Annotated in this window: 23 protein-coding genes and 1 pseudogene; 13 read left to right on the top strand and 11 right to left on the bottom strand. The window is 66.4% G+C overall.

Features of this window, described 5'->3' with window-relative positions; all coding sequences use genetic code 11:
* The first annotated feature begins 4 nt into the window (after positions 1 to 4).
* On the top strand, positions 5 to 973 hold the full coding sequence (locus tag BVG12_RS30830) for a GlxA family transcriptional regulator (protein WP_083685543.1): 969 nt from the start codon (positions 5 to 7) through the stop codon (positions 971 to 973).
* On the opposite strand, the gene purU is transcribed toward BVG12_RS30830, so the two are convergent.
* The gene (purU, locus tag BVG12_RS30835) at positions 974 to 1,846 is read right to left on the bottom strand and encodes a formyltetrahydrofolate deformylase (protein WP_075795737.1); all 873 of its coding nucleotides are present in this window, start codon (positions 1,844 to 1,846) and stop codon (positions 974 to 976) included. It abuts the gene before it with no gap.
* A 197-nt stretch (positions 1,847 to 2,043) separates the two neighbouring features.
* Here purU and BVG12_RS30840 point away from each other — a divergent pair, with 197 nt between their 5' ends.
* Both BVG12_RS30840 and BVG12_RS30845 read left to right on the top strand, forming a co-directional pair.
* Entirely contained in the window at positions 2,044 to 2,550 is a 507-nt protein-coding gene (locus BVG12_RS30840; RefSeq protein WP_229503760.1) for a prolyl-tRNA synthetase associated domain-containing protein, read from the top strand.
* Positions 2,547 to 2,945: a dihydroneopterin aldolase gene (locus BVG12_RS30845; RefSeq protein ID WP_156895784.1), complete on the top strand. Its 399-nt coding sequence runs from the start codon at positions 2,547 to 2,549 to the stop codon at positions 2,943 to 2,945. The genes BVG12_RS30840 and BVG12_RS30845 overlap by 4 nt, the downstream gene beginning before the upstream one ends.
* On the opposite strand, the pseudogene BVG12_RS30850 reads toward BVG12_RS30845, so the two are convergent.
* Positions 2,938 to 3,818 (bottom strand): annotated as a pseudogene (locus BVG12_RS30850) (LysR family transcriptional regulator). The gene BVG12_RS30845 and the pseudogene BVG12_RS30850 overlap by 8 nt on opposite strands.
* Positions 3,819 to 3,932: 114 nt before the next feature.
* Here BVG12_RS30850 and sdhC point away from each other — a divergent pair.
* The 4 genes from sdhC to BVG12_RS30870 all read left to right on the top strand — a co-directional run bounded on the left by sdhC (position 3,933) and on the right by BVG12_RS30870 (position 7,359).
* Positions 3,933 to 4,346 carry a succinate dehydrogenase, cytochrome b556 subunit gene (gene sdhC, locus BVG12_RS30855; RefSeq protein ID WP_075795739.1) on the top strand — a complete coding sequence of 138 codons (414 nt, stop codon included), beginning with the start codon at positions 3,933 to 3,935 and terminating at the stop codon, positions 4,344 to 4,346.
* Between the two features lie 5 nt (positions 4,347 to 4,351).
* Positions 4,352 to 4,723 carry a succinate dehydrogenase, hydrophobic membrane anchor protein gene (sdhD, locus tag BVG12_RS30860; protein ID WP_075792592.1) on the top strand — a complete coding sequence of 124 codons (372 nt, stop codon included), beginning with the start codon at positions 4,352 to 4,354 and terminating at the stop codon, positions 4,721 to 4,723.
* A gap of 2 nt (positions 4,724 to 4,725) precedes the next feature.
* On the top strand, positions 4,726 to 6,504 hold the full coding sequence (sdhA, locus tag BVG12_RS30865) for a succinate dehydrogenase flavoprotein subunit (protein WP_075792591.1): 1,779 nt from the start codon (positions 4,726 to 4,728) through the stop codon (positions 6,502 to 6,504).
* 144 nt (positions 6,505 to 6,648) lie between these two features.
* Positions 6,649 to 7,359 carry a succinate dehydrogenase iron-sulfur subunit gene (locus BVG12_RS30870; RefSeq protein ID WP_075795740.1) on the top strand — a complete coding sequence of 237 codons (711 nt, stop codon included), beginning with the start codon at positions 6,649 to 6,651 and terminating at the stop codon, positions 7,357 to 7,359.
* 126 nt (positions 7,360 to 7,485) lie between these two features.
* Here BVG12_RS30870 and BVG12_RS30875 read toward each other — a convergent pair whose 3' ends face one another.
* Entirely contained in the window at positions 7,486 to 8,337 is an 852-nt protein-coding gene (locus BVG12_RS30875) for an alpha/beta fold hydrolase (RefSeq protein ID WP_075795741.1), read from the bottom strand.
* Positions 8,338 to 8,426: 89 nt separating this feature from the next.
* Between BVG12_RS30875 and BVG12_RS30880 the strand changes: the two genes are divergently transcribed.
* From BVG12_RS30880 to BVG12_RS30895, 4 genes are all read left to right on the top strand, one after another.
* Positions 8,427 to 9,278, top strand: a complete 852-nt coding sequence (locus tag BVG12_RS30880; protein ID WP_179966248.1) for a LysR family transcriptional regulator — start codon at positions 8,427 to 8,429, stop codon at positions 9,276 to 9,278.
* 114 nt (positions 9,279 to 9,392) lie between these two features.
* The gene (locus tag BVG12_RS30885; protein ID WP_083685545.1) at positions 9,393 to 10,634 is read left to right on the top strand and encodes a benzoate/H(+) symporter BenE family transporter; all 1,242 of its coding nucleotides are present in this window, start codon (positions 9,393 to 9,395) and stop codon (positions 10,632 to 10,634) included.
* 12 nt (positions 10,635 to 10,646) lie between these two features.
* Entirely contained in the window at positions 10,647 to 11,990 is a 1,344-nt protein-coding gene (locus BVG12_RS30890; RefSeq protein WP_075795742.1) for an MFS transporter, read from the top strand.
* A 97-nt stretch (positions 11,991 to 12,087) separates the two neighbouring features.
* The gene (locus BVG12_RS30895; RefSeq protein ID WP_075795743.1) at positions 12,088 to 13,173 is read left to right on the top strand and encodes a porin; all 1,086 of its coding nucleotides are present in this window, start codon (positions 12,088 to 12,090) and stop codon (positions 13,171 to 13,173) included.
* Between the two features lie 60 nt (positions 13,174 to 13,233).
* Here BVG12_RS30895 and pcaD read toward each other — a convergent pair whose 3' ends face one another.
* Genes pcaD through BVG12_RS30935 form a run of 8 tightly spaced genes read right to left on the bottom strand, consistent with a single transcriptional unit; the run spans position 13,234 to position 20,086 of the window.
* Positions 13,234 to 14,013, bottom strand: coding sequence for a 3-oxoadipate enol-lactonase (gene pcaD, locus BVG12_RS30900; protein WP_075795744.1), 780 nt, complete (start codon positions 14,011 to 14,013; stop codon positions 13,234 to 13,236).
* A 4-nt stretch (positions 14,014 to 14,017) separates the two neighbouring features.
* Complete coding sequence (locus tag BVG12_RS30905) at positions 14,018 to 14,797, bottom strand: 1,6-dihydroxycyclohexa-2,4-diene-1-carboxylate dehydrogenase (RefSeq protein WP_156895902.1); 780 nt, start codon at positions 14,795 to 14,797, stop codon at positions 14,018 to 14,020.
* Positions 14,797 to 15,828, bottom strand: coding sequence for a benzoate 1,2-dioxygenase electron transfer component BenC (gene benC, locus BVG12_RS30910; RefSeq protein WP_075795746.1), 1,032 nt, complete (start codon positions 15,826 to 15,828; stop codon positions 14,797 to 14,799). Before benC ends, BVG12_RS30905 begins: the two co-directional genes overlap by 1 nt.
* Before the next feature lie 28 nt (positions 15,829 to 15,856).
* On the bottom strand, positions 15,857 to 16,348 hold the full coding sequence (gene benB / locus BVG12_RS30915) for a benzoate 1,2-dioxygenase small subunit (RefSeq protein WP_075795747.1): 492 nt from the start codon (positions 16,346 to 16,348) through the stop codon (positions 15,857 to 15,859).
* The gene (gene benA, locus BVG12_RS30920; protein ID WP_075795748.1) at positions 16,345 to 17,715 is read right to left on the bottom strand and encodes a benzoate 1,2-dioxygenase large subunit; all 1,371 of its coding nucleotides are present in this window, start codon (positions 17,713 to 17,715) and stop codon (positions 16,345 to 16,347) included. Before benA ends, benB begins: the two co-directional genes overlap by 4 nt.
* A 9-nt stretch (positions 17,716 to 17,724) precedes the next feature.
* Entirely contained in the window at positions 17,725 to 18,645 is a 921-nt protein-coding gene (gene catA, locus BVG12_RS30925) for a catechol 1,2-dioxygenase (RefSeq protein WP_075795749.1), read from the bottom strand.
* A gap of 22 nt (positions 18,646 to 18,667) precedes the next feature.
* Positions 18,668 to 18,958: a muconolactone Delta-isomerase gene (gene catC, locus BVG12_RS30930; RefSeq protein ID WP_075795750.1), complete on the bottom strand. Its 291-nt coding sequence runs from the start codon at positions 18,956 to 18,958 to the stop codon at positions 18,668 to 18,670.
* 18 nt (positions 18,959 to 18,976) lie between these two features.
* Positions 18,977 to 20,086, bottom strand: coding sequence for a muconate/chloromuconate family cycloisomerase (locus BVG12_RS30935; RefSeq protein WP_075795751.1), 1,110 nt, complete (start codon positions 20,084 to 20,086; stop codon positions 18,977 to 18,979).
* A gap of 102 nt (positions 20,087 to 20,188) precedes the next feature.
* Between BVG12_RS30935 and BVG12_RS30940 the strand changes: the two genes are divergently transcribed.
* Complete coding sequence (locus BVG12_RS30940) at positions 20,189 to 21,103, top strand: LysR family transcriptional regulator (protein WP_075795752.1); 915 nt, start codon at positions 20,189 to 20,191, stop codon at positions 21,101 to 21,103.
* A gap of 97 nt (positions 21,104 to 21,200) precedes the next feature.
* Positions 21,201 to 21,866, top strand: coding sequence for a TetR/AcrR family transcriptional regulator (locus BVG12_RS30945; protein ID WP_075795753.1), 666 nt, complete (start codon positions 21,201 to 21,203; stop codon positions 21,864 to 21,866).
* The last annotated feature ends 90 nt before the right edge of the window (positions 21,867 to 21,956 follow it).

Below are 21,956 nucleotides of genomic sequence, written 5' to 3' on the forward strand. Positions count from 1 at the left end.
TCGCATGCCCGCGACGACAGACTTGTGCGCCCTGACGCACTTCGGCTTTGCGCCGCTCGACAGTTTTTCGATGATCGCGTTCACGAACGCGATCGAAGTGCTGCGCATGGCCACCTATCTCGGCTACGAACCGGGCTACCGCTGGTCAGTGCTCAGCGTCGACGGTGGTGAGGTCACGGCCAGCAACGGCCTGTCCATCCCGTCGCAGCGCTTCGATCCCATTGACGCGCCTGACATCGTGTTCGTCTGCGGCGGCGTCGAAGTGGAGGCGGCCACGGGCGCGGACACGCTGGACTGGTTGCGCGCGATCGCGCAACACGGCGTCGCGCTGGGGAGCCTGTGCACGGGCGCGCACGCGCTGGCCGCCGCCGGGCTGCTCGACGGCTACCGCTGCACCAGTCATTGGGAAAACGCGGCGAAGCTGGCCAGGACCTTCCCGCAGGTGACGTTCGCGCCGGAGCTGTTCGTGATCGACCGCGACCGCATCACGTGCAGCGGCGGCATCGCGCCGCTCGACATGATGCTCAACATCGTCGCGGCCCGGCTGGGGCCCGCCGCCGTGGCGCTGATCGCCAGCCAGTTTATCCACGAACACGTGCGCGAGCGCGACCACCGCCAGGCCGTGCCGCTGGCGGCGCGCCTGGCCGATGCGCAGCCGGCCATGCGCGACGTGGTGCAGCTGATGGAGGCGAACGTGGGCGAACCGCTGGCGCTCGGCGAGCTCGCGGCGCTGGCCGGTTCGTCGCCGCGCCAGCTGCAGCGCATGTTCAAGCAGCACCTCGGCATGTCGCCGCTGCACTACTACCTGGAACTGCGCCTGCGCCGGGCGCGCGCGCTGCTGCGCCAGACCGACCTGCCGCTTGCCAGAATCGGCGCGGACTGCGGCTTCCACTCGCCCGCGCGGTTCAGCAAGGCCTATCGCGACATGTTCAAGGTCGCGCCAGGCGCCGAGCGGCGCCTGCACAAGCCTTGATCAGCGCAGCACGACGGTGCGCTGACCGTTCAGGAACACGCGCCGTTCGACCTGCAGCCGGATCGCGCGCGACAGCGCCACGCATTCCATGTCGCGGCCCGTGGCGCGCAACTGGTCCGGGTCGTAGCTGTGGTCGACGCGCTCGACCACCTGCTCGATGATCGGCCCTTCGTCCAGGTCCGACGTGACGTAGTGCGCGGTGGCGCCGATCAGCTTCACGCCGCGGCTGTGCGCCTGGTGGTACGGGCGCGCGCCCTTGAAGCCGGGCAGGAAGGAATGGTGGATGTTGATCGCGCGGCCGGACAGTTGCGCACTCAGGTTCGCCGACAGGATCTGCATGTAGCGGGCCAGCACGACGAGGTCGGCCTGCGTGCGGTCGATCAGCGCGAGCAGCGCCGCTTCCTGCGCGTCTTTCGTATCGGGCGTTATCGGCAGGTGGTGGAACGGGATGTCGTGCGCCGCCGCCAGCGGCCGCAGGTCCGGGTGGTTCGAGACGACGGCGACGATGTCGATCTTGAGTTCGCCCAGCCGCCAGCGGTACAGCAGGTCGTTCAGGCAGTGGTCCAGTTTCGACACCATGATCAGCACGCGCGGGCGCTCCGCGGCGGCGCTGATCGTCCACGCCATGTCGAAGCGCGCGCCGATCGGTGCGAAGCCCGCGCGCAGTTCGGTGAGCGCCAGTCCGGCTTCGGACGTGGGGTGGAACACGAAGCGGGCGAAGAAGCGCTGTTCGAGCTTGTCGTCGAACGCGGCGATGTCGTCGATGTAGCAGCCGCGCTGCTCGAGAAAAGCCGTGACGGCGGCCACCTGTCCGGCCGAACTGGCGCAGGACAGGGTCAGGATGTAATTCGATTCCGCGTGGTGCAAGGTCATGATGGTCTCTAGGGGTGGTCTTCCCCCATTACACAGCAAGCACCGCGCGCCATCGGTCACGGGAGCGCCAGCCAACGAGACAAATGCGACACGATGCGCTTGGCGCCGCGGGACAAGCACATGTCGTTTTCAGTCATGGCGGCTCGGGGCGCGCCACTACAATCGGGACTCGACTGACATTTTGGAAGGACATCGACGTGGAACTTTTGGAAGCGAGTGAGGCGGGCAGTCTGCTGGATCTGTTTTCGCAGCAGAAGTGGGCGTGGGAGGCGGTCGAACACGACCCCGTGTTCACGATCGACGAGGCGCTGGCCGCGGTGCCGCACCTGGGCGGCCTGAAAACCAAGAACGTCTTCGTCCGCGACGGCAAGGGCCAGCGTCACATCCTCGTGATCGTCCCGCACGACCGGCGCGTGGACATGGCCGAACTGGGCCGCCAGTTGCCGGCCACGAGATTGAGCATGGCGTCGCCCGACCGCCTGCAGCGCCATCTCGGCGTGACGCCCGGCGCGGTGAGCATCTTCGCCGTCATCAACGACAAGGACAATGCCGTCGAACTGGTCATCGACGAAGCCGTCTGGAAGGCCGCCAAGGTGCAGGGCCACCCGCTGCGCAACACGGCGACGCTGGCCGTGCCGCACGCCACGCTGGAAGCCTTCCTCGCCCACACCGGACACACGCCGCGCGTGATGCGGGTGCCGTGATGGACCCGTTCGGCGGGCGCAAGGGCCCGGTGATCGCCATCTCCAACCTGGACACGCGCCTCAGGGTCGGCATCTGGGACCACGAGCGCGAATTCCAGCCCGTGCACGTGAACCTGGTGATGGCACCGGATGCGGCGCGCTTGCTGCCGGGCGGCGGCGGCATCGACTACCGGCCCATCGTGCGCTGGGTGAAGGAAGAGTGGCCGTGCGCGCCGCACACGCCGCTGCTCGAGACCCGGCTGCGCGAGCTGATCGACTATGTGTTCGCGTGCGATCTCGGCGTCGTCTGGCTCGACGCGGCGCTGTCGAAGCCGCAGGCGTGTCCGGAGGCGCGCGGCGTCGGCGTGCGCATGGCGTTGTCGCGCGACGACCATGCGGTGTGGTTCGCTAGGTAGACCGCGCGAGCGTCAGAAAGTTGTTCACCTTCGCCGACGTATCGGCCTCGCGCGACGCCAGCGCCAGCTGCGTGACGGCTTCGGCGTCGGTGATGTCCACGTACACCACGCCTTCCGCCTGGATCTGGCCGACCGACGCCGGCACGATCGACACGCCGAATTCCGCCGACACCAGGTTGACCACGGACGACAGCTGCGGCGCCTGCTGGCCCAGCAGCGGTTCGAACCCCGCGTGCCGGCACGCGGACAGGATTTCGTCGTGCAGCATGGGACTGTCCACCCGCGGGATCAGGATGAAGGATTCGCCGGCCAGCGCCGACAACGGAATCCGGCGTTGTTGCGCCAGCGGGTGGGCGACCGGCAGCACGGCCTTGAACTGCTCGCTCGCGATCGGGTGGAGCGCCACCCCCGCGAACGTATGCGTGCCCGGCCGCAGCAGCGCCAGGTCGAGCCGGCCGTCGTTCAGCAATTCCAGCAGCTGCGCCGTCGTGTCTTCGGTGAGGGTGAGGCCCACGCCGGGATACACGCTGCGGTAGGCCCGGATCAGCGACCGGACGATCGGGTGGAACGTCGCGGAGGCCGTCAGCCCCAGGTTCAGGTGGCCGGTCTCGCCGCGGCCCGCGCGCTGCGCATTCAAGACCGCGTCCCGCGCGTCGTTCAATAACCGCTTGGCGTCGACCAGCAGCGTCTTGCCGGCTTCGGTCGGCACGACGCCGTGGCCCGTCCGATAAAAAGCTGCACGTCGAGCTCGCGCTCCAGCGCGATGATCTGCTGGCTCAGCGGCGGCTGGCCGATTCCGAGCCGCTCCGCCGCCCGCGTCACATTGCCTTCTTCCGCCACGGCGATGAAATAGCGAAGATGTCGTAACTCCATGCTGGTATCTGTTTTAGATATGGATCCCAAACGATCCATATATTGGACAGTATAGCCTTTCTTTACGATAATGCATATTACATCCCCTCCACCCCAACCAAGGAAGTCGTGTCAATGTCCGAAGCCCTGCAAAAACAAAGGCAGCCGATCCGTAATGTGAGCATTACGGACATCACGATGAATTACAAACAGCCGCCGTCGGCGATCGTGTCGATCCTGCACCGTATCAGCGGCTTCGTGCTGTTCCTCTGCCTGCCGTTCCTGCTCTACCTGTTCGAGCAAAGCATCCGCTCCGAGATCTCGTTCGCGCACTTCGCCGGGATCGTCAGCCATCCGTTCACGAAGATCGTCATCCTGGGCCTGTCCTGGGGCTACCTGCACCATTTCTGCGCCGGTATCCGCCACCTGTTCATGGACAACCACATGGCGCTCGACAAGGATGCGTCGCAGCGCACCGCGCGCTACGTGTTGTCAATCAGCCTGGTCCTGACGCTGCTGGTCGCTCTCAAACTGTTCGGAGTGTTTTAATTATCATGGCTACTACCCCCAAGAACATCGGACAGCGCCGCCTCGTCGTCGGCGCGCACTACGGCATGCGCGACTGGCTGGCCCAGCGCGTCACCGCCATCGTGATGGTCGTCTTCACCGTCATCCTCTTGGCCTCGTTCCTGACCGGCCAGAATTTCACCTACGAAGGCTGGGCCGGCTTGTTCGCCCGCCAGTGGTTCAAGCTTTTCACGATGGTCACGTTCTTCGGCCTGTTCTACCACGTGTGGGTCGGCATCCGTGACATCTGGATGGACTACGTCAAACCGGTCGGCATCCGCCTGACCCTGCAGATCGCCACGGTGCTCTGGCTGCTCGCCTGCGCCGCCTGGACTGTGCAAATTCTCTGGAGCGTGTAATCGTGGCAGCAATCAACAACAACATCCCCGTCCGTCACTTCGACGTGGTCATCGTCGGCGCCGGCGGTTCCGGCCTGCGCGCCGCGCTGCAATTGTCCGAAGCGGGCCTGAACGTGGCCGTGCTGTCGAAAGTCTTCCCGACCCGTTCGCACACCGTCGCCGCCCAGGGCGGCATCGGCGCCTCGCTGGGCAACATGAGCGAGGACGACTGGTACTGGCACATGTTCGACACCGTGAAAGGGTCGGACTACCTGGGCGACCAGGACGCCATCGAATTCATGTGCCGCGAAGCGCCGAAGGTCGTGTACGAGCTCGAACACTTCGGCATGCCGTTCGACCGCAACCCGGACGGTACGATCTACCAGCGTCCGTTCGGCGGCCACACGGCGAACTTCGGCGAAAAGCCGGTGCAGCGCGCCTGCGCCGCCGCCGACCGTACCGGCCACGCGCTGCTGCACACGCTGTACCAGCGTAACGTCCGCTCGCGCACCCACTTCTTCGTCGAGTGGCAGGCGCTGGACCTGGTGCGCAACGCCGACGGCGACGTGCTGGGCGTCGTCGCGCTCGAGATGGAAACGGGCGACGTCATGATGCTGCAGGCGAAAACGACCGTGTTCGCCACGGGCGGCGCCGGCCGCATCTTCGCCGCCTCGACCAACGCCTTCATCAACACCGGCGACGGCCTGGGCATGGCGGCGCGTGCCGGCATCCCGCTGCAGGACATGGAGTTCTGGCAGTTCCACCCGACCGGCGTGGCCGGCGCGGGCGTCCTGATCACGGAAGGCGTGCGCGGCGAAGGCGGTATCCTGATCAACGCCAACGGCGAACGCTTCATGGAGCGCTATGCGCCGACCTTGAAAGACCTGGCGCCGCGCGACTTCGTGTCGCGTTCGATGGACCAGGAAATCAAGGAAGGCCGCGGCGTCGGCCCGAACAAGGACCACGTGCTGCTGGACCTGCGCCACATCGGCGCGGACACGATCCGCAAGCGCCTGCCGTCGATCCTGGAAATCGGCCATAAATTCGCCAACGTCGACGCGACCAAGGAACCGATTCCCGTCGTCCCGACCATCCACTACCAGATGGGCGGCATCCCGACCAACATCCACGGCCAGGTCGTCGTCCCCGACGGTACCGGTTCGCAGAAAGTGGTCAACGGTTTGTATGCGATCGGCGAATGCTCGTGCGTGTCGGTGCACGGCGCGAACCGCCTGGGCACGAACTCGCTGCTCGACCTGGTGGTGTTCGGCCGCGCGGCCGGCAACCACATCGTCGCGCAGAACCTGAAGGAGCAGGGCAACCGCGCGCTGCCGAAGGATTTCGCGGACTACGCGCTGGGCCGTCTGAACCGCCTGGAAAACTCGACGGGCGGCGAGAAGGTGCAGGACGTGGCCAACGCCATCCGCGCCACGATGCAGAAGCACTGCGGCGTGTTCCGTACGCAGGCGCTGATGGACGAAGGCGTCAAGGAAATCATGGCGCTGGACGAGCGCCGCAAGCACGTCTCGTTCAAGGACAAATCGAAGGTGTTCAACACGGCGCGCATCGAAGCGATCGAGCTGGACAACCTGATCGAAGTGGCCAAGGCGACCGTGGTGTCGGCCGCGGCGCGCAAGGAATCGCGCGGCGCCCACGCCCACAGCGACTACGAGCAGCGCGACGATGTGAACTGGATGAAGCACACCCTGTTCTACTCGGAGGGCAACCGTCTCGACTACAAGCCGGTCGTGACCAAGCCGCTCACCGTCGACACGTTCAAACCGAAGCCCCGCACGTTCTAATAGCTAAAAAGGGCCTCGATAAACCGTCGCGAGCGGCAGCAATGTTGTCCGAGAAGCGCAGCTGTACGAGCAGTACAGCGAGCATCGCAGGACGACAGTGCAACGCGCAGCAGGTTTTGCGAGGTCCCAACCGATAGGCACACCATGGCACGCACAGTTCACCTGAAAATCTACCGCTACGATCCGGACAAGGATGCGAAGCCCTATATGCAAGACGTCACCGTCGAGCTGAAAGACACCGACAAGATGCTGCTGGACGCACTGCAGCGCATCAAGTCGGACGTCGACGACTCGCTCGCGCTGCGCCGCTCGTGCCGCGAAGGCGTGTGCGGTTCGGACGCGATGAACATCAACGGCAAGAACGGCCTGGCCTGCACGACCAACCTGAACGAGCTGACGCAGCCGATCGTGCTGCGTCCGCTGCCGGGCCTGCCGGTCATCCGCGATCTGATCGTGGACATGACCAACTTCTTCAAGCAGTACCACTCGATCAAGCCGTACCTGATCAACGACTCGATTCCGCCGGAGAAAGAGCGCCTGCAGTCGCCCGAAGAGCGCGAAGAGCTCGACGGCGTGTACGAGTGCATCCTGTGCGCGTGCTGCTCGACGTCGTGCCCGTCGTTCTGGTGGAATCCGGACAAGTTCGTGGGCCCGGCCGGCCTGCTGCAGGCGTACCGCTTCATCGCCGACTCGCGCGACGAGGCGACCAGCGAGCGCTTGGACAACCTGGAAGACCCGTACCGCCTGTTCCGCTGCCATTCGATCATGAATTGCACGGACGTGTGCCCGAAGGGTTTGAACCCGAACAAGGCCATCGGCAAGATCAAGGAATTGCTGGTCCGCCGGGCGATCTAAAAGCAGGGTGGGCGGTCCTCCGCCCACGCGGCGATACGCGGCATGGATACATGGTATCCGTGCCGGCGGTTGCCGAGCGCGTGGGGTCATCCGGGCCGGCGGCCCGGATGACCCCACGCTACAACATCATTTCCCCACGAAGGCTTCGATCGTCCGGTTGAATTCCGCCGCGTGCGTGACATTCATGCCGTGCGAGGCGCCCGCAATCACGCGTTGTTCGGCGTCCGCAATCCACTCCACGAGCGTTTCCACATTTTGCCGATACACGCGCGGGCTCTTCGCCCCGGCGATCAGCAACGTCCTGCATCTGATGCTCTCCGCCGCGGCGCGCGTGTAGGCGGGCAGCGGATCGCGGAACTGCTTCGGCAGCGTGTCCGCATTGTCGATCGCCATCGTGCGGAACGCGGTCGGGCTCTTGCGCCAGATGCCCGGCATGCTGACCGAATCGACGAACAACTCCAGCCCCGCATCGATATCGCCGTTTCCGATCAACGCCGCGGCTTGCGCGCGCAGGGCGTCGGTTGCCGGTGCGGTGGGCGCTTCCGGCATGCCGTCGATCAGCAACGGGCCGCCCGGATCGGCGAGCGTCAGCGACTGCACCAGGTATGGATACTCGCGCGCCAGGTGGAAGGCGACGCAGCCGCCGCGCGAGTGGCCCACCAGGTGCACCGGACCGATGCCCATCGCCGTGATGAATTCGGCAAGTTCCGCGACGTGCGTGCTCCAGCTGAAGGCGCCCGGAATCGACGTGTCGTCGACCGGCCAGTAATGGCTGAGACTGACGGACACGCATTGGAAGCGTTGCGACAGCACGTCCAGCTGGCCGTTCCAGTAGCGGTAGTCGCACAGCGACCCGTGGACGAACTGCAGCGGTGCGCCGGTTCCGCGCGTCACGTACGGCATGCGCACGCCCGAGGGAAGGGTGGCAAAAAAGACTTCCGGCGTGGCGAGGGCGTGTTGATCGGTTCGTGCGTTCATGATTGGGCTCCTTTCCGCTACTATGCCCCACAGCGAATTCCAAGAAAATCGCATAATATTGATCGTATCAATCAGATTTTCTGAACCTTATGAAAGCACTCGATCTCGACGTCCTGACCATGATCGTGGCCGTGGCGGACACCGGTAACATCAGCCGCGCGGCCGAAGTCGTGCACCGCTCGCAATCGGCGGTGAGCATGCAGATCAAGACGCTGGAGACGGCGCTCGGCAAGCCGCTGTTCGTGCGCGGGCCCCGCAGCGTCACGCCGACGCAGGACGGCGAAGTCCTGCTGACGTACGCCCGGCGCATGCTCGCGCTGCGCGACGAGGCATGGGCGGCCGTCGTGCGGCCGGATATCACGGGGCGCGTCGTCATCGGCGTCCCCGACGATTACGCGTCGTCGCTGCTGCCGTCGATCCTGAAGAAGTTCTCCGCCACGTATCCGAAGGTGCAGATCCAGGTGGTCGGATTGCCGAGCGTGGCGCTCGCGCCGATGGTCAAGGACGGCTCGGTCGACCTGGTGTGCGCGACGCGCGTGAAGGGCCTGTCGGGTGAATTCATCCGCTTCGAACCGATGGTGTGGGCCGCGACGCCCAGCGCGCGCGGCATCTGGAGCGAACGCCCGCTGCCGATCGCCGTTTTCCTGCCCGGCAGCGTCGCGCGCGAGAACGCGATCCGCAGCCTCGAACGGGCGAAGATTCCCTACCGGACGTCGTATGAAAGCCCGAGCCTGATGGGGCTCCTGAGCATGGTCGAGGCGGGACTCGCGGTGGCGCCGCTCGCGCGCTGCGCGGTGCCCGCGCACCTGACCTTGCTCGGCCAGGCGCAGGGACTGCCGGAGATCGACCCGCTCGAGGTGATCCTCGCGCGCAGCACGAAATCGAAGCGGCCGCCGTGCGACTTCCTGGCCGAGAAGATCATGTCGGAGCTGCGGCGCTGACGCGCGGGAAGAACCCATACCTCCCAGGTATCGAAGGAATACCAAAACGGTCTTGGACTGGTCTTGGCAATCTCTCTACTCTTCAATCCGATAACGATAAAGAGTGGAGACGGCATGACCCAAGAGGCACAACTGCGCCGCCACGCGCAAGGGCAGGACGCGGCCGACGCTGAAGCATGCGGCGGGCGCTGGTCCGACTGGTCCGTGTCGGCCGTCGCCGCCGGCTTCCTCGCCGTGCTGGTCTCGTTCTCCGGACCGCTGGCGATCTTTTACCAGGCCGCCCAGGCCGGCCACATGCCGGACCGCGTGTTCGCGTCCTGGGTCTGGGGCATCTCGACCGGCGCGGGCGTTGCCGGCATCCTCCTGAGCTGGCGCCTGCGCGCGCCGGTGATCACGGCATGGTCGGCGCCGGGCACGGCGCTCCTCATCCCGCTGTTTCCCCAGCTGCCGCTCGGCGAGGCCGTCGGCGCCTATCTCACCGCCGCCGTCATCCTGCTCGCGATCGGCCTGTCCGGTTCCCTCGAACGCATCATGGCCCACGTACCCAAAGGGATCGCGAGCGGCATGATGGCCGGCATCCTCGTGCCGTTCGGGATGAACGCGTTCAGGACGGCCGGCACTTTCCCGCTGCTGGCGTTCGGCATGATCGCGGCCTATCTGGTGTTCCGGCGCGTCGTGCCGCGTTACGGCGTCGTGCTGCTGCTGGCCGTCGGCACCGGCATCGCATGGCTGTCCGGCGCGACCCATTTTGCCGATGTCCGCTTCGCGCTGGTCGTGCCGCAGGCGATCGCGCCCGCGTGGAGCTGGACCGGCACGTTCAGCCTCGCGCTGCCGCTCGTGCTGGTGACGCTGACCGGCCAGTACCTGCCCGGCATGGCCGTGTTGAAGACGTCCGGCTATGCGACGCCCGCGCGCCCGGTGATCGTCACGTGCAGCCTCGCGTCGCTGGCGGTCGCCTTCACGGGCGGCATCACGATCGCGATCGCCGCCATCACGGCCGCCATGTGCACGAGCCGCGACGCGCACGAGGATCCGCGCCGCCGCTACGTCGCCGGCATCGCCAACGGCGTGTTCTACCTGCTCGCGGGCATGTGCGGCGGCTCGATCGTCATGCTGTTCGCGGCGCTGCCGAAGGAATTGATCGTCTGCCTGGCCGGGCTGGCGCTGCTCGGCGCCATCGCCACGAACCTCGCCGGCGTGATGGCGGCCGAGGATCACCGCGACGCCTCCGTGATCGCCTTCCTCGCCACGGCCTCGAGCATGTCCTTCCTCGGCCTCGGTTCCGCGTTCTGGGGCATCGTCATCGGCATGGCGGCGCACCGCATCCTGCACCACACCACAACGACCCATCAATAAGGAGACAACCGTATGCGGCACATCGACATCCACGCACTGGCCGACGGGGCCAGGTTCAACCGCTTTCACGCCGGTATCCTGGCCTGGTGCGCCCTCATCATCATCTGCGACGGCTACGACCTGGCCGTGGCCGGCATCGCGCTGCCGTCGATCATGAAAGAGATGGGCGTGACGGCGCAGAACGCCGGCTTCATGGTCAGCGCCGCCCTGTTCGGCATGATGTTCGGCGCGATCTTCCTCGGCACGATCGCGGACCGCATCGGCCGCCGCCATGCGATCGTCATCTGCCTCGCGCTGTTCAGCGTGTTCACGGCCGCCGCCGGCATGAGCACCGATCCCTATGTGTTCAGCGCGATGCGCTTCCTCGCGGGCCTCGGCATCGGCGGTGTGATGCCGAACGTGGTCGCGCAGATGACGGAGTATGCGCCCAAGCGCATCCGCGCCACGATGGTCACCTTGATGTTCAGCGGCTACGCGGTGGGCGGCATGCTGGCCGCGCTGCTGGGCAAGGGCCTGATCGAGCATCACGGCTGGCAGTCCGTGTTCCTCGCGGCCGGCGTGCCGGTCCTCTTGATCCCGTTCATCCTGAAAAGCCTGCCGGAATCGATGCCGTTCCTCGTCAGGCGCGGCCGCGTGGCCGAACTGCAGCGCACCCTGGCGCGCATGGACCCGTCGTATCGTGCCGAGACCGGCGACCGCTTCGACTTGCCGGCGACCGATCGCATGCAGGGCGCGCCGATCGGACAGCTGTTCCAGGACGGCCGAGGATTCTCAACGATGATGTTCTGGATCGCCTTCTTCATGTGCCTGTTCATGGTGTACGCGCTCAGTTCCTGGCTCGCCAAGCTGATGGCCGGCGCCGGCTACAGTCTCGGTTCCGCGCTGACCTTCGTGCTGGTGCTGAATTTCGGCGCCGTCATCGGCGCCGTCGGCGGCGGTTGGCTTGCCGACCGCTTCCACATCAAGTACGTGCTGGTGGCGATGTACGCGCTGGCCGCCGTCTCGATCACCTTGCTCGGCTATCCGGTGCCGACGCCTGTGTTGTTCGTGCTCGTCGGCTTCGCCGGCGCGTCGACCATCGGCACGCAGATCGTCACCTACGCCTATGCGGGCCAGTTCTATCCGACCGCGATCCGATCGACCGGCATCGGCTGGGCGTCCGGCGTCGGCCGCGGCGGCGCCATCCTCGCGCCCATCGTGATCGGCACGCTCGTCGGCATGGCGCTGCCGCTGCAGCAGAACTACCAGGCCATGGCCATCCCGGCCGTGATCGCCGCGGTGTCGGTCGCCCTGATCCGCCACGGCCGCTCGGCGTCCGCCGCGTCAAGGCACGCCGGCGTCATCGCCGAAGCCTGACCGGATTCCCTATCATGCAGTGTCATGGGTGCGCAGCATCCAGGGCGGAGCTTTGCCTCCGCCCGAACCATCAGTAAAACAATCAACAGGAGACAAGATGAAAAAGGCAGTAGCGATCGCCCTCGCGGCGGGTCTGGGGGCGGGCAGCGCGCATGCGCAAAGCCAGGTGACGGTGTACGGCATCATCGACGTGGCGCTCGCGCACATGAACAACGCGGACGCGGCGGGCCACGGCGTCACGCGTGAACCGTCGCTGACGGGCAGCCTGCCGTCGCGCATCGGCTTTCGCGGCAGCGAGGATCTCGGCGGCGGCCTGTCCGCCGTGTTCAACCTGGAGAGCGGCTTCAACCCGGACGTCGGCACGCTGGGGCAGGGCGGCCGCATCTTCGGACGCCAGGCGTGGGTCGGCCTGCGCGGCCGCTGGGGCACGCTGCAGCTGGGCCGCATCCTCAACATGACGTACCAGGCCACGATGAAGAGCGACGTGCTGGGCCCGAATCTCTTTTCGATCAACAGCATCGACCTGTATCTGCCGAACGCGCGCAGCGACAATGCGATCGGCTACCTCGGCACCTTCGACGGCCTGACGGTCGGCGCCACGTGGAGCTTCGGCCGCGATGCGTCGGGCGCCGGCGGCCCATCCGCCACCGGCTGCGCGGGCGAGGTGCCGGGCAATGCGCGCGCCTGCCGCCAGTACACGGCGCTGCTGGGTTATGACACGAAGGCCTACGGCATCGACGCCACGTACGACAAGCTGTACGGGAACACGGGCGCGGCGGGCGGCCTGACGAGCAGCGCCGATTATGACCGCCGCGCCACGGCCAACGGTTACGTCATGATCGGTGCGGCGAAGATCGGCGCGGGCGTCATCGACCGCAAGACGGTTGCCGCCACCGGCCTCGTCGAATCCGATCTGGTCTACCTCGGCGCGAGCATCCCGGTCGCACCGCGGCTGACGCTCGACGCCCAGGTCGCGCGCAGGAACGTCAAGGGTTCGTCCGACGACACGAATCTCGTGGTCGCCCGCCTCACCTATGCGCTGTCGGTGCGCAGCGCCGTGTATGCGGGCGCAGGGCGCATGGACAACCACGGCGCCGCCGCGATCGCGCTGGACGCCGGCGGTACGACGGCGCCGGGCAGGACGCAGAGCGGCGTGATGGCGGGGCTGCGCCACACCTTCTGATTTCCGTGATCGAAAAAAAGGCACCGTGCGCCAGGGGCGGACGGTGCGCATGAAGGAGGCTCAGGCGGCCAGGAAGTGCAGCAGGTGCGTCGTGAACGGCGCGTCCGCCTCGACGTTCGAGATGTGCGACGCCGGCACGACGGCCAGTTCCGCCGTGCGGATCGTCGCCGCCAGCGATTCGCCGTCGGCGACGGTGGTGACCGGATCGTGGGCGCCGGCGATGACGAGCGTAGCCGCGGCGATCGTTGCGGCCGCGCCGCGCAGATCGGCATCGGCCAGCGCGGCGCAACAGGCCGCGTAACCCTCGCGGTCCTGCTCGCGCAAACGCGCGATCATGCGCGCGACGCGCGGCGGCTCGCGCGCGATGAACGCCGGCGTGAACCAGCGCGCGGCGGCGCCGTCGGCCACGCCGCCCATGCCGTCGGCCCGCACCTGGGCGGCGCGCGCGCTCCAGGCCTCGGGCGTGCCGATGCGCGCCGAGGTGTTCGCCAGCACGAGTTTGCCGAGCCGCTGCGGACGGTGGATGCCCAGCCACTGGCCGATCATGCCGCCCATCGAGATGCCGCAGAAGTGCGCGCGCGGGATCGCCAGCGCATCGAGCAGCCCGACGACGTCGCGGCCCAGGCGTTCGAGCGTCACCGGCGCCGTGCCGCGCCCCGACCGGCCGTGGCCGCGCGTGTCGTAGCGCAGCACGTGAAAATCGCGCGCCAGAAAGGCCACCTGCGGATCCCACATCGAGAGGTCAGTGCCGAGGGAGTTCGACAGCACGATGCAGGGCCGCGCCGGGTCGCCGTCGGCCCGCAGGTGCACGCGGACGTCATCCACTTGAACGAAGCTCATGGCATCACCCCTGGTCGCCGCCGCCCACGGGCAGGACGGTACCGGTGATGTACGACGCTTCGCCGGAAGCCAGGAACAGGATCGCCGCGACCTGCTCGTCGATGGTGCCGTAGCGGTGCATCAGGCTCGAGCCTCTCGTCTGGTCGACGATGCCCTGGTACCACACCTGTTCCTGCTCGCTGAGCGGCTTGGGATTGCGCGGCACCTTGCGTGGCGGCGCGTCCGTGCCGCCGGTGGCGACGGCGTTGACGCGGATGCCGTCCTGCGCATGTTCCATCGCCAGGCTGGCCGTCAGCGCATTGACGCCGCCTTTCGCCGCCGAGTAGGGAATGCGGTAGATGCCGCGCGTGGCCACCGACGACACGTTGACGATGGCGCCCGCCTGCGCCGCGATCATCGCCGGCAGCACGGCGCGGCAGCACCACAAGGTCGGGAACAGCGAGCGGCGGATCTCGGCCTCGATCTGGTCCGCCTCGTATTCCTGGTAGGGCTTGGCCCAGATCGTGCCGCCGACGTTGTTGACGAGGATGTCGATGCGGCCGTAGTCCGCCAGCGCACGTGCCGCCAGCGCGGCGGCGCCTGCCCATGTCTCCAGGTCGACCTCGGCCACGACGACCTGCGCGCCGACGCCGGCCTCCCGGGCCACCTCGTGCACGAGCGGCGAGCGGTCCGCCAGCACGAGCTGTGCGCCTTCCCGCGCCGCCGCCAGCGCCACGCCGCGGCCGATGCCCTGGGCGGCGCCGGTGACGATCATCACCTTGTTCTTGAACCGGTCCGGATGCATCATGCCGTCGCTCCCGCGGTGCTGGTGGCCGAGAATTTCTCGAAGTGGAAAGCATGCGGCTTCACGCCGGTGGTGCCGAGCCAGCCGCGCACGGCTTCCACCATCGGTACGGGGCCGCACAGGTAGATGTCGACGTCGCCGCCGTTCAGCCAGTCCGGCTGCACATGCGCGGTGGCGTAGCCCTTGCGCGGATGGCTGCTGGATGCCGCCGCCACGCAGGTCACGTACTCGAACTGCGGGTGCGCGGCGGCGATGCGGTCCAGCTGGTCCAGGCCGACCAGGTCGTGGTCGTTGGTGACGGCATAGACCAGGCGGACCGGATGCGGGAAGCCCTTCGCCGCCAGCACGTCCAGCATCGCCAGGAACGGCGCGATGCCGGTGCCGCCGGCCAGCATCAGCACGGGTCGCGCCACGTTGCGCAGGTAGAAGCTGCCGTACGGACCGGAGAACGAGATCGCGGCACCGGGCTGCGCCTGCGCGGTCAGCCAGGTGCTCATCAAACCGTCCGGCACGTTGCGCACGACGAAGCTGGCTTGCTCCGCGCCCGGCGCGGAAGCGAACGAGTACGAACGCGTCTGGTCCGTGCCCGGCACGGTGACGTTCACGTACTGGCCGGGCAGGAAGTCCAGCTGTTCGGGCTGCGCCAGCGCGACCGAGAAGCGGATCGTGGACGGCGACAGCTGCGTAACGGACGTGACCTTGCCGGGGAAGTCGCCCACACCCGTCTTGCAGGCGGCGGACGTGGCCGGGATGCGCACGACGCAGTCCGAGGTCGGACGCATCTGGCATGCCAGCACGTAGCCGGCTCGCGCGTCCTTTTCCTCGAGCGCATCCTCGATATAGCTGTCGGGCGGCATGTCGTAGCTGCCGGACTCGCACAGCCCGCGGCACGTGCCGCAGGCGCCGTCGCGGCAATCGAGGGGAATGTTGACCTTCTGCCGATATGCCGCGTCGGACAGTTTTTCGTTGGGGTTGCAGCTGATGAAGCGCGTGACGCCGTCCTCGAACTGCAGTGCGATCGTATGGCTCATGACCGTCTCCTGCTTGTTTGCGTGAATCTCAGATGTGATAGATGTCGATGACCTGGCTGATGTAGTCGTTCTTGAGCACGACGTACTTGTCCATGATCTTCGGCTGCGGACCGGAAAAGTCGATCACGTAGCGCGACATGCCGAAATAGCTGTGGTTCGTGTGATAGCGGTGGCTCAGCGTGTTCCAGTTGAAGCGCACCGTGTGCACCGGTCCCTCGACCTTCTCCAGTTCCACGTTGGCGATGTTGTGGCTGGTGCGCGTATCGGGAATGGTCGCGCTGGACCGCTCCGTCTTGATGCGGAACACGCGGTCTTCCAGGCCCTGGCGGTTCGGGTAGAAGATCAGCGAGATCTCGCGTTCCGGGTCCTGGACGAGCGTGCCGTCGTCGTCCCACGACGGCATCCAGAAGCGGGCGTCCGGGTCGTAGCACTGGAGCCAGTCGTCCCACTGTTCGTCGTCCAGCAGGCGCGCTTCGCGGTAGAGGAAGGCCTGGATGTCCTGTATCGTGACCGCGCTCATTTTGCGTCTCCTTTCGCGTCGAATGCCTTCTTCATGACGTCGAGCCAGTAGCGGTGCTGGATCGTGTACAAGCCTTCGTCCTCGGTGCGCACGCCGCTCATCACCGGCGCGAGGCCGATGTCCTTCGCCGCGTCGTCCGCGCCCTGGATCCAGTGCGCGGCGCCGCGGCACATGTCGTTCCATTGCATGGCCGCGCCGTTGTAGCCCTGCTGGCAGGCGCGGAATTCTTCCAGGTCGTCCGGCGTCGCCATGCCGCTCACGTTGAAGAAATCCTCGTACTGGCGGATGCGGTGGGCACGCGCTTCCGCCGACTCGCCCTTCGGCGCGATGCAGTAGATCGTCACCTCGGTCTTGTCCACGGCGAGGGGACGCAGCACGCGGATCTGGGAGCTGAACTGGTCCATCAGGTACACGTTCGGGTACAGGCACAGGTTGCGCGAGCGGCCCACCATCCAGTCGGCCGTGGCACGGCCGTACTTCTCGGCGTACTCGGCGTGGCGCGCGAAGTTCGGGCGGTCTTCCGGATTCGCCCACTGCGACCACAGGAGCATGTGGCCGTGCTCGAAGGCGTAGAAGCCGCCACCCTGACGGCCCCAGTTGCCGGCGTCCATGGCGCGGATCTTGTCTTCGCACGCCGCGTGCTCCTGCTTCCTGCGGTTGGTCGTGGCCGCGTAATTCCAGTGCACGGCCGTCACGTGGTAGCCGTCCGCGCCATTCTCGGCCTGCAGCTTCCAGTTGCCGTCGAACGTGTAGGTCGACGAACCGCGCAGCACTTCCAGGCCTTCGGGCGACTGGTTGACGATCATGTCGATGATCTTGCCGGCCTCGCCAAGGAATACTTCCAGCGGTTCGACGTCCGGATTCAGGCTGCCGAACAGGAAGCCCTTGTAGTTGCCGAAGCGCGCCAGCTTTTTCAGGTCGTGCGAGCCTTCCTTGTTGAAGCATTCCGGATAGCCGGCGGACTCGGGGTCCTTCACCTTCAGCAGCTTGCCGCTGTTGTTGAAGGTCCAGCCGTGGAACGGGCAGGTGTAGGTCGCCTTGTTGCCGCGCTTGTGGCGGCACAGCTGCGCGCCGCGGTGGCTGCAGGCGTTGATGAACGCGTTCAGTTCGCCGTTGCGGTTGCGCGCGATGAACACCGGCTGGCGGCCGATGTGCGTCGTGTAGTAGTCGTTGACGTTGGCGACCTGGCTCTCGTGCGCCAGGTAGATCCAGTTGCCCTCGAAGATGTGCCGCATCTCGAGGTCGAACAGGGCTTCGTCGGTGAAGGCGCTGCGGTGCAGGCGATGGTCGCCCGTTTGCGCGTCTTCGATCATGTAGTCGTCCAGACTCTTCGGCTTGAACGCGTCGACAGGAACGATCGGGATCATGGCGTCTCCTCAGGCGGCGGCGCGCGGACGGTCGACCAGCGTGGTCGGGGCGGCGGCGGTGTCGTGGTACAGGCGGAAGTCGAAGTCGATCGAGGCGAACGGTTTGTCCAGGCGCTTGGCGTCGATCTCGGCCGGGTCGTCGATGCGGTTCACCTTCGGCACCAGGCCTTCGCGGCTGGCGAACGCGAAGTCGTCCCAGAGGTAGTCGTCGCCGTCGATGTTGATCTGCGTGGTCAGCTTGCGGTGGCCGGGGGCGCTCACGAAGAAGTGGATGTGCGCGGGACGCTGGCCGTGGCGGCCCAATTGGTTCAGCAGCGCCTGGGTGGTGCCGTCCGGCGGGCAGCCGTAGCCGACCGGGATGATCGAGCGGAACTGGTAGCGGCCATGTTCGTCCGTGATGATGGTGCGGCGCAGGTTGAAATGCGACTGGGTCCGGTCGAAGAACGAGTAGTTGCCGAGCAGGTTGGCATGCCACACCTCGACCTTCGCGCCCGGCAGCGGCTTGCCCTGCTGGTCGAACACGGTGCCCTGCATGAACAGGACTTCGCCGCGGTCGGATTCCGTGCCGTCGTCCAGGCGGGCGAAGCCCACGCTTTCCGGCGCGCCGGCCACGTACAGCGGGCCTTCGATGGTGCGCGGCGTGCCGCCTTCCAGGCCGGCCTTCCGTTCCGCCTCGTCGGCGCGGATGTCGAGGAAGCGTTCGAGGCCAAGGCCCGCGGCCAGCAGGCCCAGTTCGTTGGCGGCGCCGGCGGCCGACATGTACGACACGCCGCGCCAGAATTCGGTCGGGGTGATGTCGAGGTCCTCGATCGCCTTGCACAGGTCGCCCAGCAGGCGCAGCACGACCTGCTGCACGCGCGGGTTGGCGGGACGGTCGGCGGCGTCCACGACCCAGCTCTTGGCCAGTTGTTCGATGTCTGCGTGATTCATATTGGTCTCCTTGATGGTCTGATTAGAAGTCGCCGTCGCGGACGGACGAGGGATGGCGGCACAGCGGCGTCACGTCGATGTGCATGTACGGGAACAGGGGCAGGGTGGTCAGCAGCGTGTGCAGCTCGTCGATACTGTCGACGTCGAAGATGCTGACGTTGGCGTACTGCCCGGCGATGCGCCACAGGTGGCGCCACTTGCCCTCGCGTTGCAGGCGCTGGGCGAAATCCTTTTCGGTCTGCTTGAGCGTTACCGCTTGCTCGGGCGGCATCGAGGCCGGCAGATCGACGGTCATTCGTACATGGAAGAGCATGGTGGTCTCCGAAAGTCGTTATTTGCGCTGCAGGCTGCGCAGCTTGTCCATGTCGATCTCGACACCGAGACCGGGGCCGGCCGGCACCTGCAGCTCGAAGTCGCGGTACACGAGCGGTTCGCGCAGCACTTCCTGGGTCAGGAGCAGGGGGCCGAACAATTCCGTGTCCCAGGCCAGGTCGGCGAAGGTCGCGCAGACGTGGGCGGTCGCCGCGGTGCCGATGCCGCCTTCGAGCATCGTGCCGCCGTACAGGCCGACGCCGGCCAGGCGGGCGACGGTGGCGACTTCCAGCGCGGGCAGCAGGCCGCCGGACTGCGCGATCTTGACCGCGTAGACGTCGGCGGCCTCGATGCGGGCGAGGGCCAGCGCATCGACCGGGCCGTGCAGCGCCTCGTCGGCCATGATGGCGACGTCGAAGCGGCGCGTCAGGCGGGCCAGCATGGCCGTGTGATGGGCTTTCACGGGTTGCTCGATCAGGTCGATGCCGCCCGCTTCCAGCTGCGCGATGCCGCGCACCGCGTCGGATTCGTTCCACGCCTGGTTGACGTCGACGCGCACGCTGGCGCGGTCGCCCAGGGCGCGCTTGATCGCCAGCACGTGGGCGACGTCGTCGTCGACGCTGCGCAGGCCGATCTTCAGCTTGAAGATGCGGTGGCGGCGGATCTCCAGCATGTGTTCCGCCTCGGCGATGTCCTTTGCCGTGTCGCCGCTGGCCAGGGTCCAGGCCACCGGCAGCGTGTCGCGCACGCGGCCGCCCAGCAGGTCGGACAACGGCACGTTCAGGCGGCGCGCATGGGCGTCCAGCAGGGCCGTCTCGAGGGCGCACTTGGCGAAGCGGTTGCCCTGGATGGTCTTGCGGATCTTCGCCATCGCCTTGGCCGGCTGCGTCGCGTCCATGCCCACCAGCAGCGGGGCGATATGCGTGTCGATATTGACCTTGACGCTCTCGGGGCTTTCGTCGCCGTAGTTCAGGCCGCCGATGGTGGTCGCCTCGCCCCAGCCCTGGATACCGTCGGCGCAGCGGACGCGGACGAGCACCAGGGTCTGCGTGTTCATCGTCGCGACGGACAGCTTGTGCGGCCGGATCGTCGGTACGTCGAGTAAGAAGGTTTCGATATGTTGTATCATATTTAATGCGTATAATTCGCTGTGGTGATGACACGATATTCCTCGGTAAGGAGGCCGTCCAACACCGTTTTGGTATCAACTCAATACCCTATAGGTATCATCATGGAATTAAGACACCTGCGCTATTTCGTCGCGGTCGCGGAAGAAAGGAATTTCACGCGGGCCGCGGAGCGCCTGCACATCGCCCAGCCGCCGTTGAGCCGGCAGATCCAGCAGCTGGAAGAAGACCTGGGTGTGACGCTCATCGAAAAAGGCGTGCGGCCGCTGCGCCTGACGGAGGCCGGCGCGTTCTTCCTGGCGCATGCCAGGCCGCTGCTCGACCAGGTGCGCGACCTGCGCACGATGACCCAGCGCGTGGGCAAGCTGGAACGCACGCTGTCCGCCGGCTTCGTGGCGTCGACCTTGTACGGTCTTCTGCCGGACATCATCCGCCGCTACCGCGAAAACAATCCGGAAGTGGAAGTGACGCTGCACGAGATGACGACGGTGGAGCAGCTCAAGGCGCTGAAGGAGGGACGCATCGACGTCGGCTTCGGGCGCCTGAAAAGCGAGGATCCGAGCATCCGCCGCATCCTGTTGCGCGAGGAGCCGATGGTGGTGGCGCTGTTCCCGGGCCACCGCCTGACGGAGAAGGAGGGCGACCTGCGCCTGACCGACCTGGTCCACGAACGCCTGCTGGTCTATCCCAAGGCGCCGCGCCCCAGCTTCGCCGACCAGGTGCTGGCCGCGTTCAGCCAGGCGAACCTGCGGGCCGACCACGTGACCGAAGTGCGCGAACTGCAGATCGCCATGGGCCTGGTGGCCGCCGGGGAGGGCATCGCGATCGTGCCGGAGAGCGTGCAGGGCATGCATCACCGGAACGTCATCTACCGCAGGCTGGCCGACAAGCATGCGTTCTCGCCGATCTTCTTCAGCGTACGCCTGATGGACCGCTCGCCCGAGCTGGAAAACATGCTGGCCGCCGTGTATTCGATCTACGACGACCTCGGCATCCCGTACGTCAAGGAAGTGCTGTAGGGCGTCCCGGCGCCGCAAATTTGACGATTTTTGTATACCTGCATAAGATTGGTGTTTTGTCACATTAATTTTAAGTTTCCCAAAGGCAATGAAACCAATGAAAGAACCTAGCGACCAACCCAACGGCAAGAAAGCCCCGGCGGAACCCGAGCGCAATCTGCGCGCCCAGGGGCAGCGCACGCGCAATGCCATCATCGAGGTTGCGAAGGGCCTGCTGCTGGAAGGGGGGAGCCTGGAATTCACCTTGCGCGAGGTCGCGCTGCGAGCCGGTATCAGCATCAGCAATCTCCAGTATTACTTTCCGACGCGGCTCGCGGTGCTGCGGGCGGTCGTCGAGCCGGTGGTCGAGGCCTATTTGGGTGAGCTGCGGCAGGCGCTGACCGCCGAAGCGTCGTCCCGCGCGATGATCGATGCCTTGGTCGATCGCGCCCTCGAGGATGCGAAAAATGCCGAGCGCACGGCGCTGTGGTGGCATTTCGTTTCGCTGGCCGCCATCGATCCGGAGTGCTCGCAGCTGCTCGACGAATGGTACGAGGAAGTGACGCCGGGGATCGCGAAGTTCATCCGCGCCGTCGACCCTGCGTGCAAGCCGGCCGACAGTCTGCACCGCGCCACGCTGCTCATCGCAATGGCCGACGGCCTCAGTTTCCAATTGGGTGCCGGCCGCCGCAAGCGCAGCTACACGCGCGGCCTCGACGCCAAATTCCGCGCGGCCGTCGACTGCATCCTTCTGGGCGGGATGCCGCGCGCGGCGGACGGCTAGTACCTCCTTATCGCAATATGCCGCCGCAAGGCGCAGGACGACAGGCAAGCCTGTCGTTTTTTTTGCGCTTTATTTTTGTACTTTGTCCTA

The organism is Massilia putida, assembly GCF_001941825.1.
GTDB lineage: Bacteria > Pseudomonadota > Gammaproteobacteria > Burkholderiales > Burkholderiaceae_D > Telluria > Telluria putida.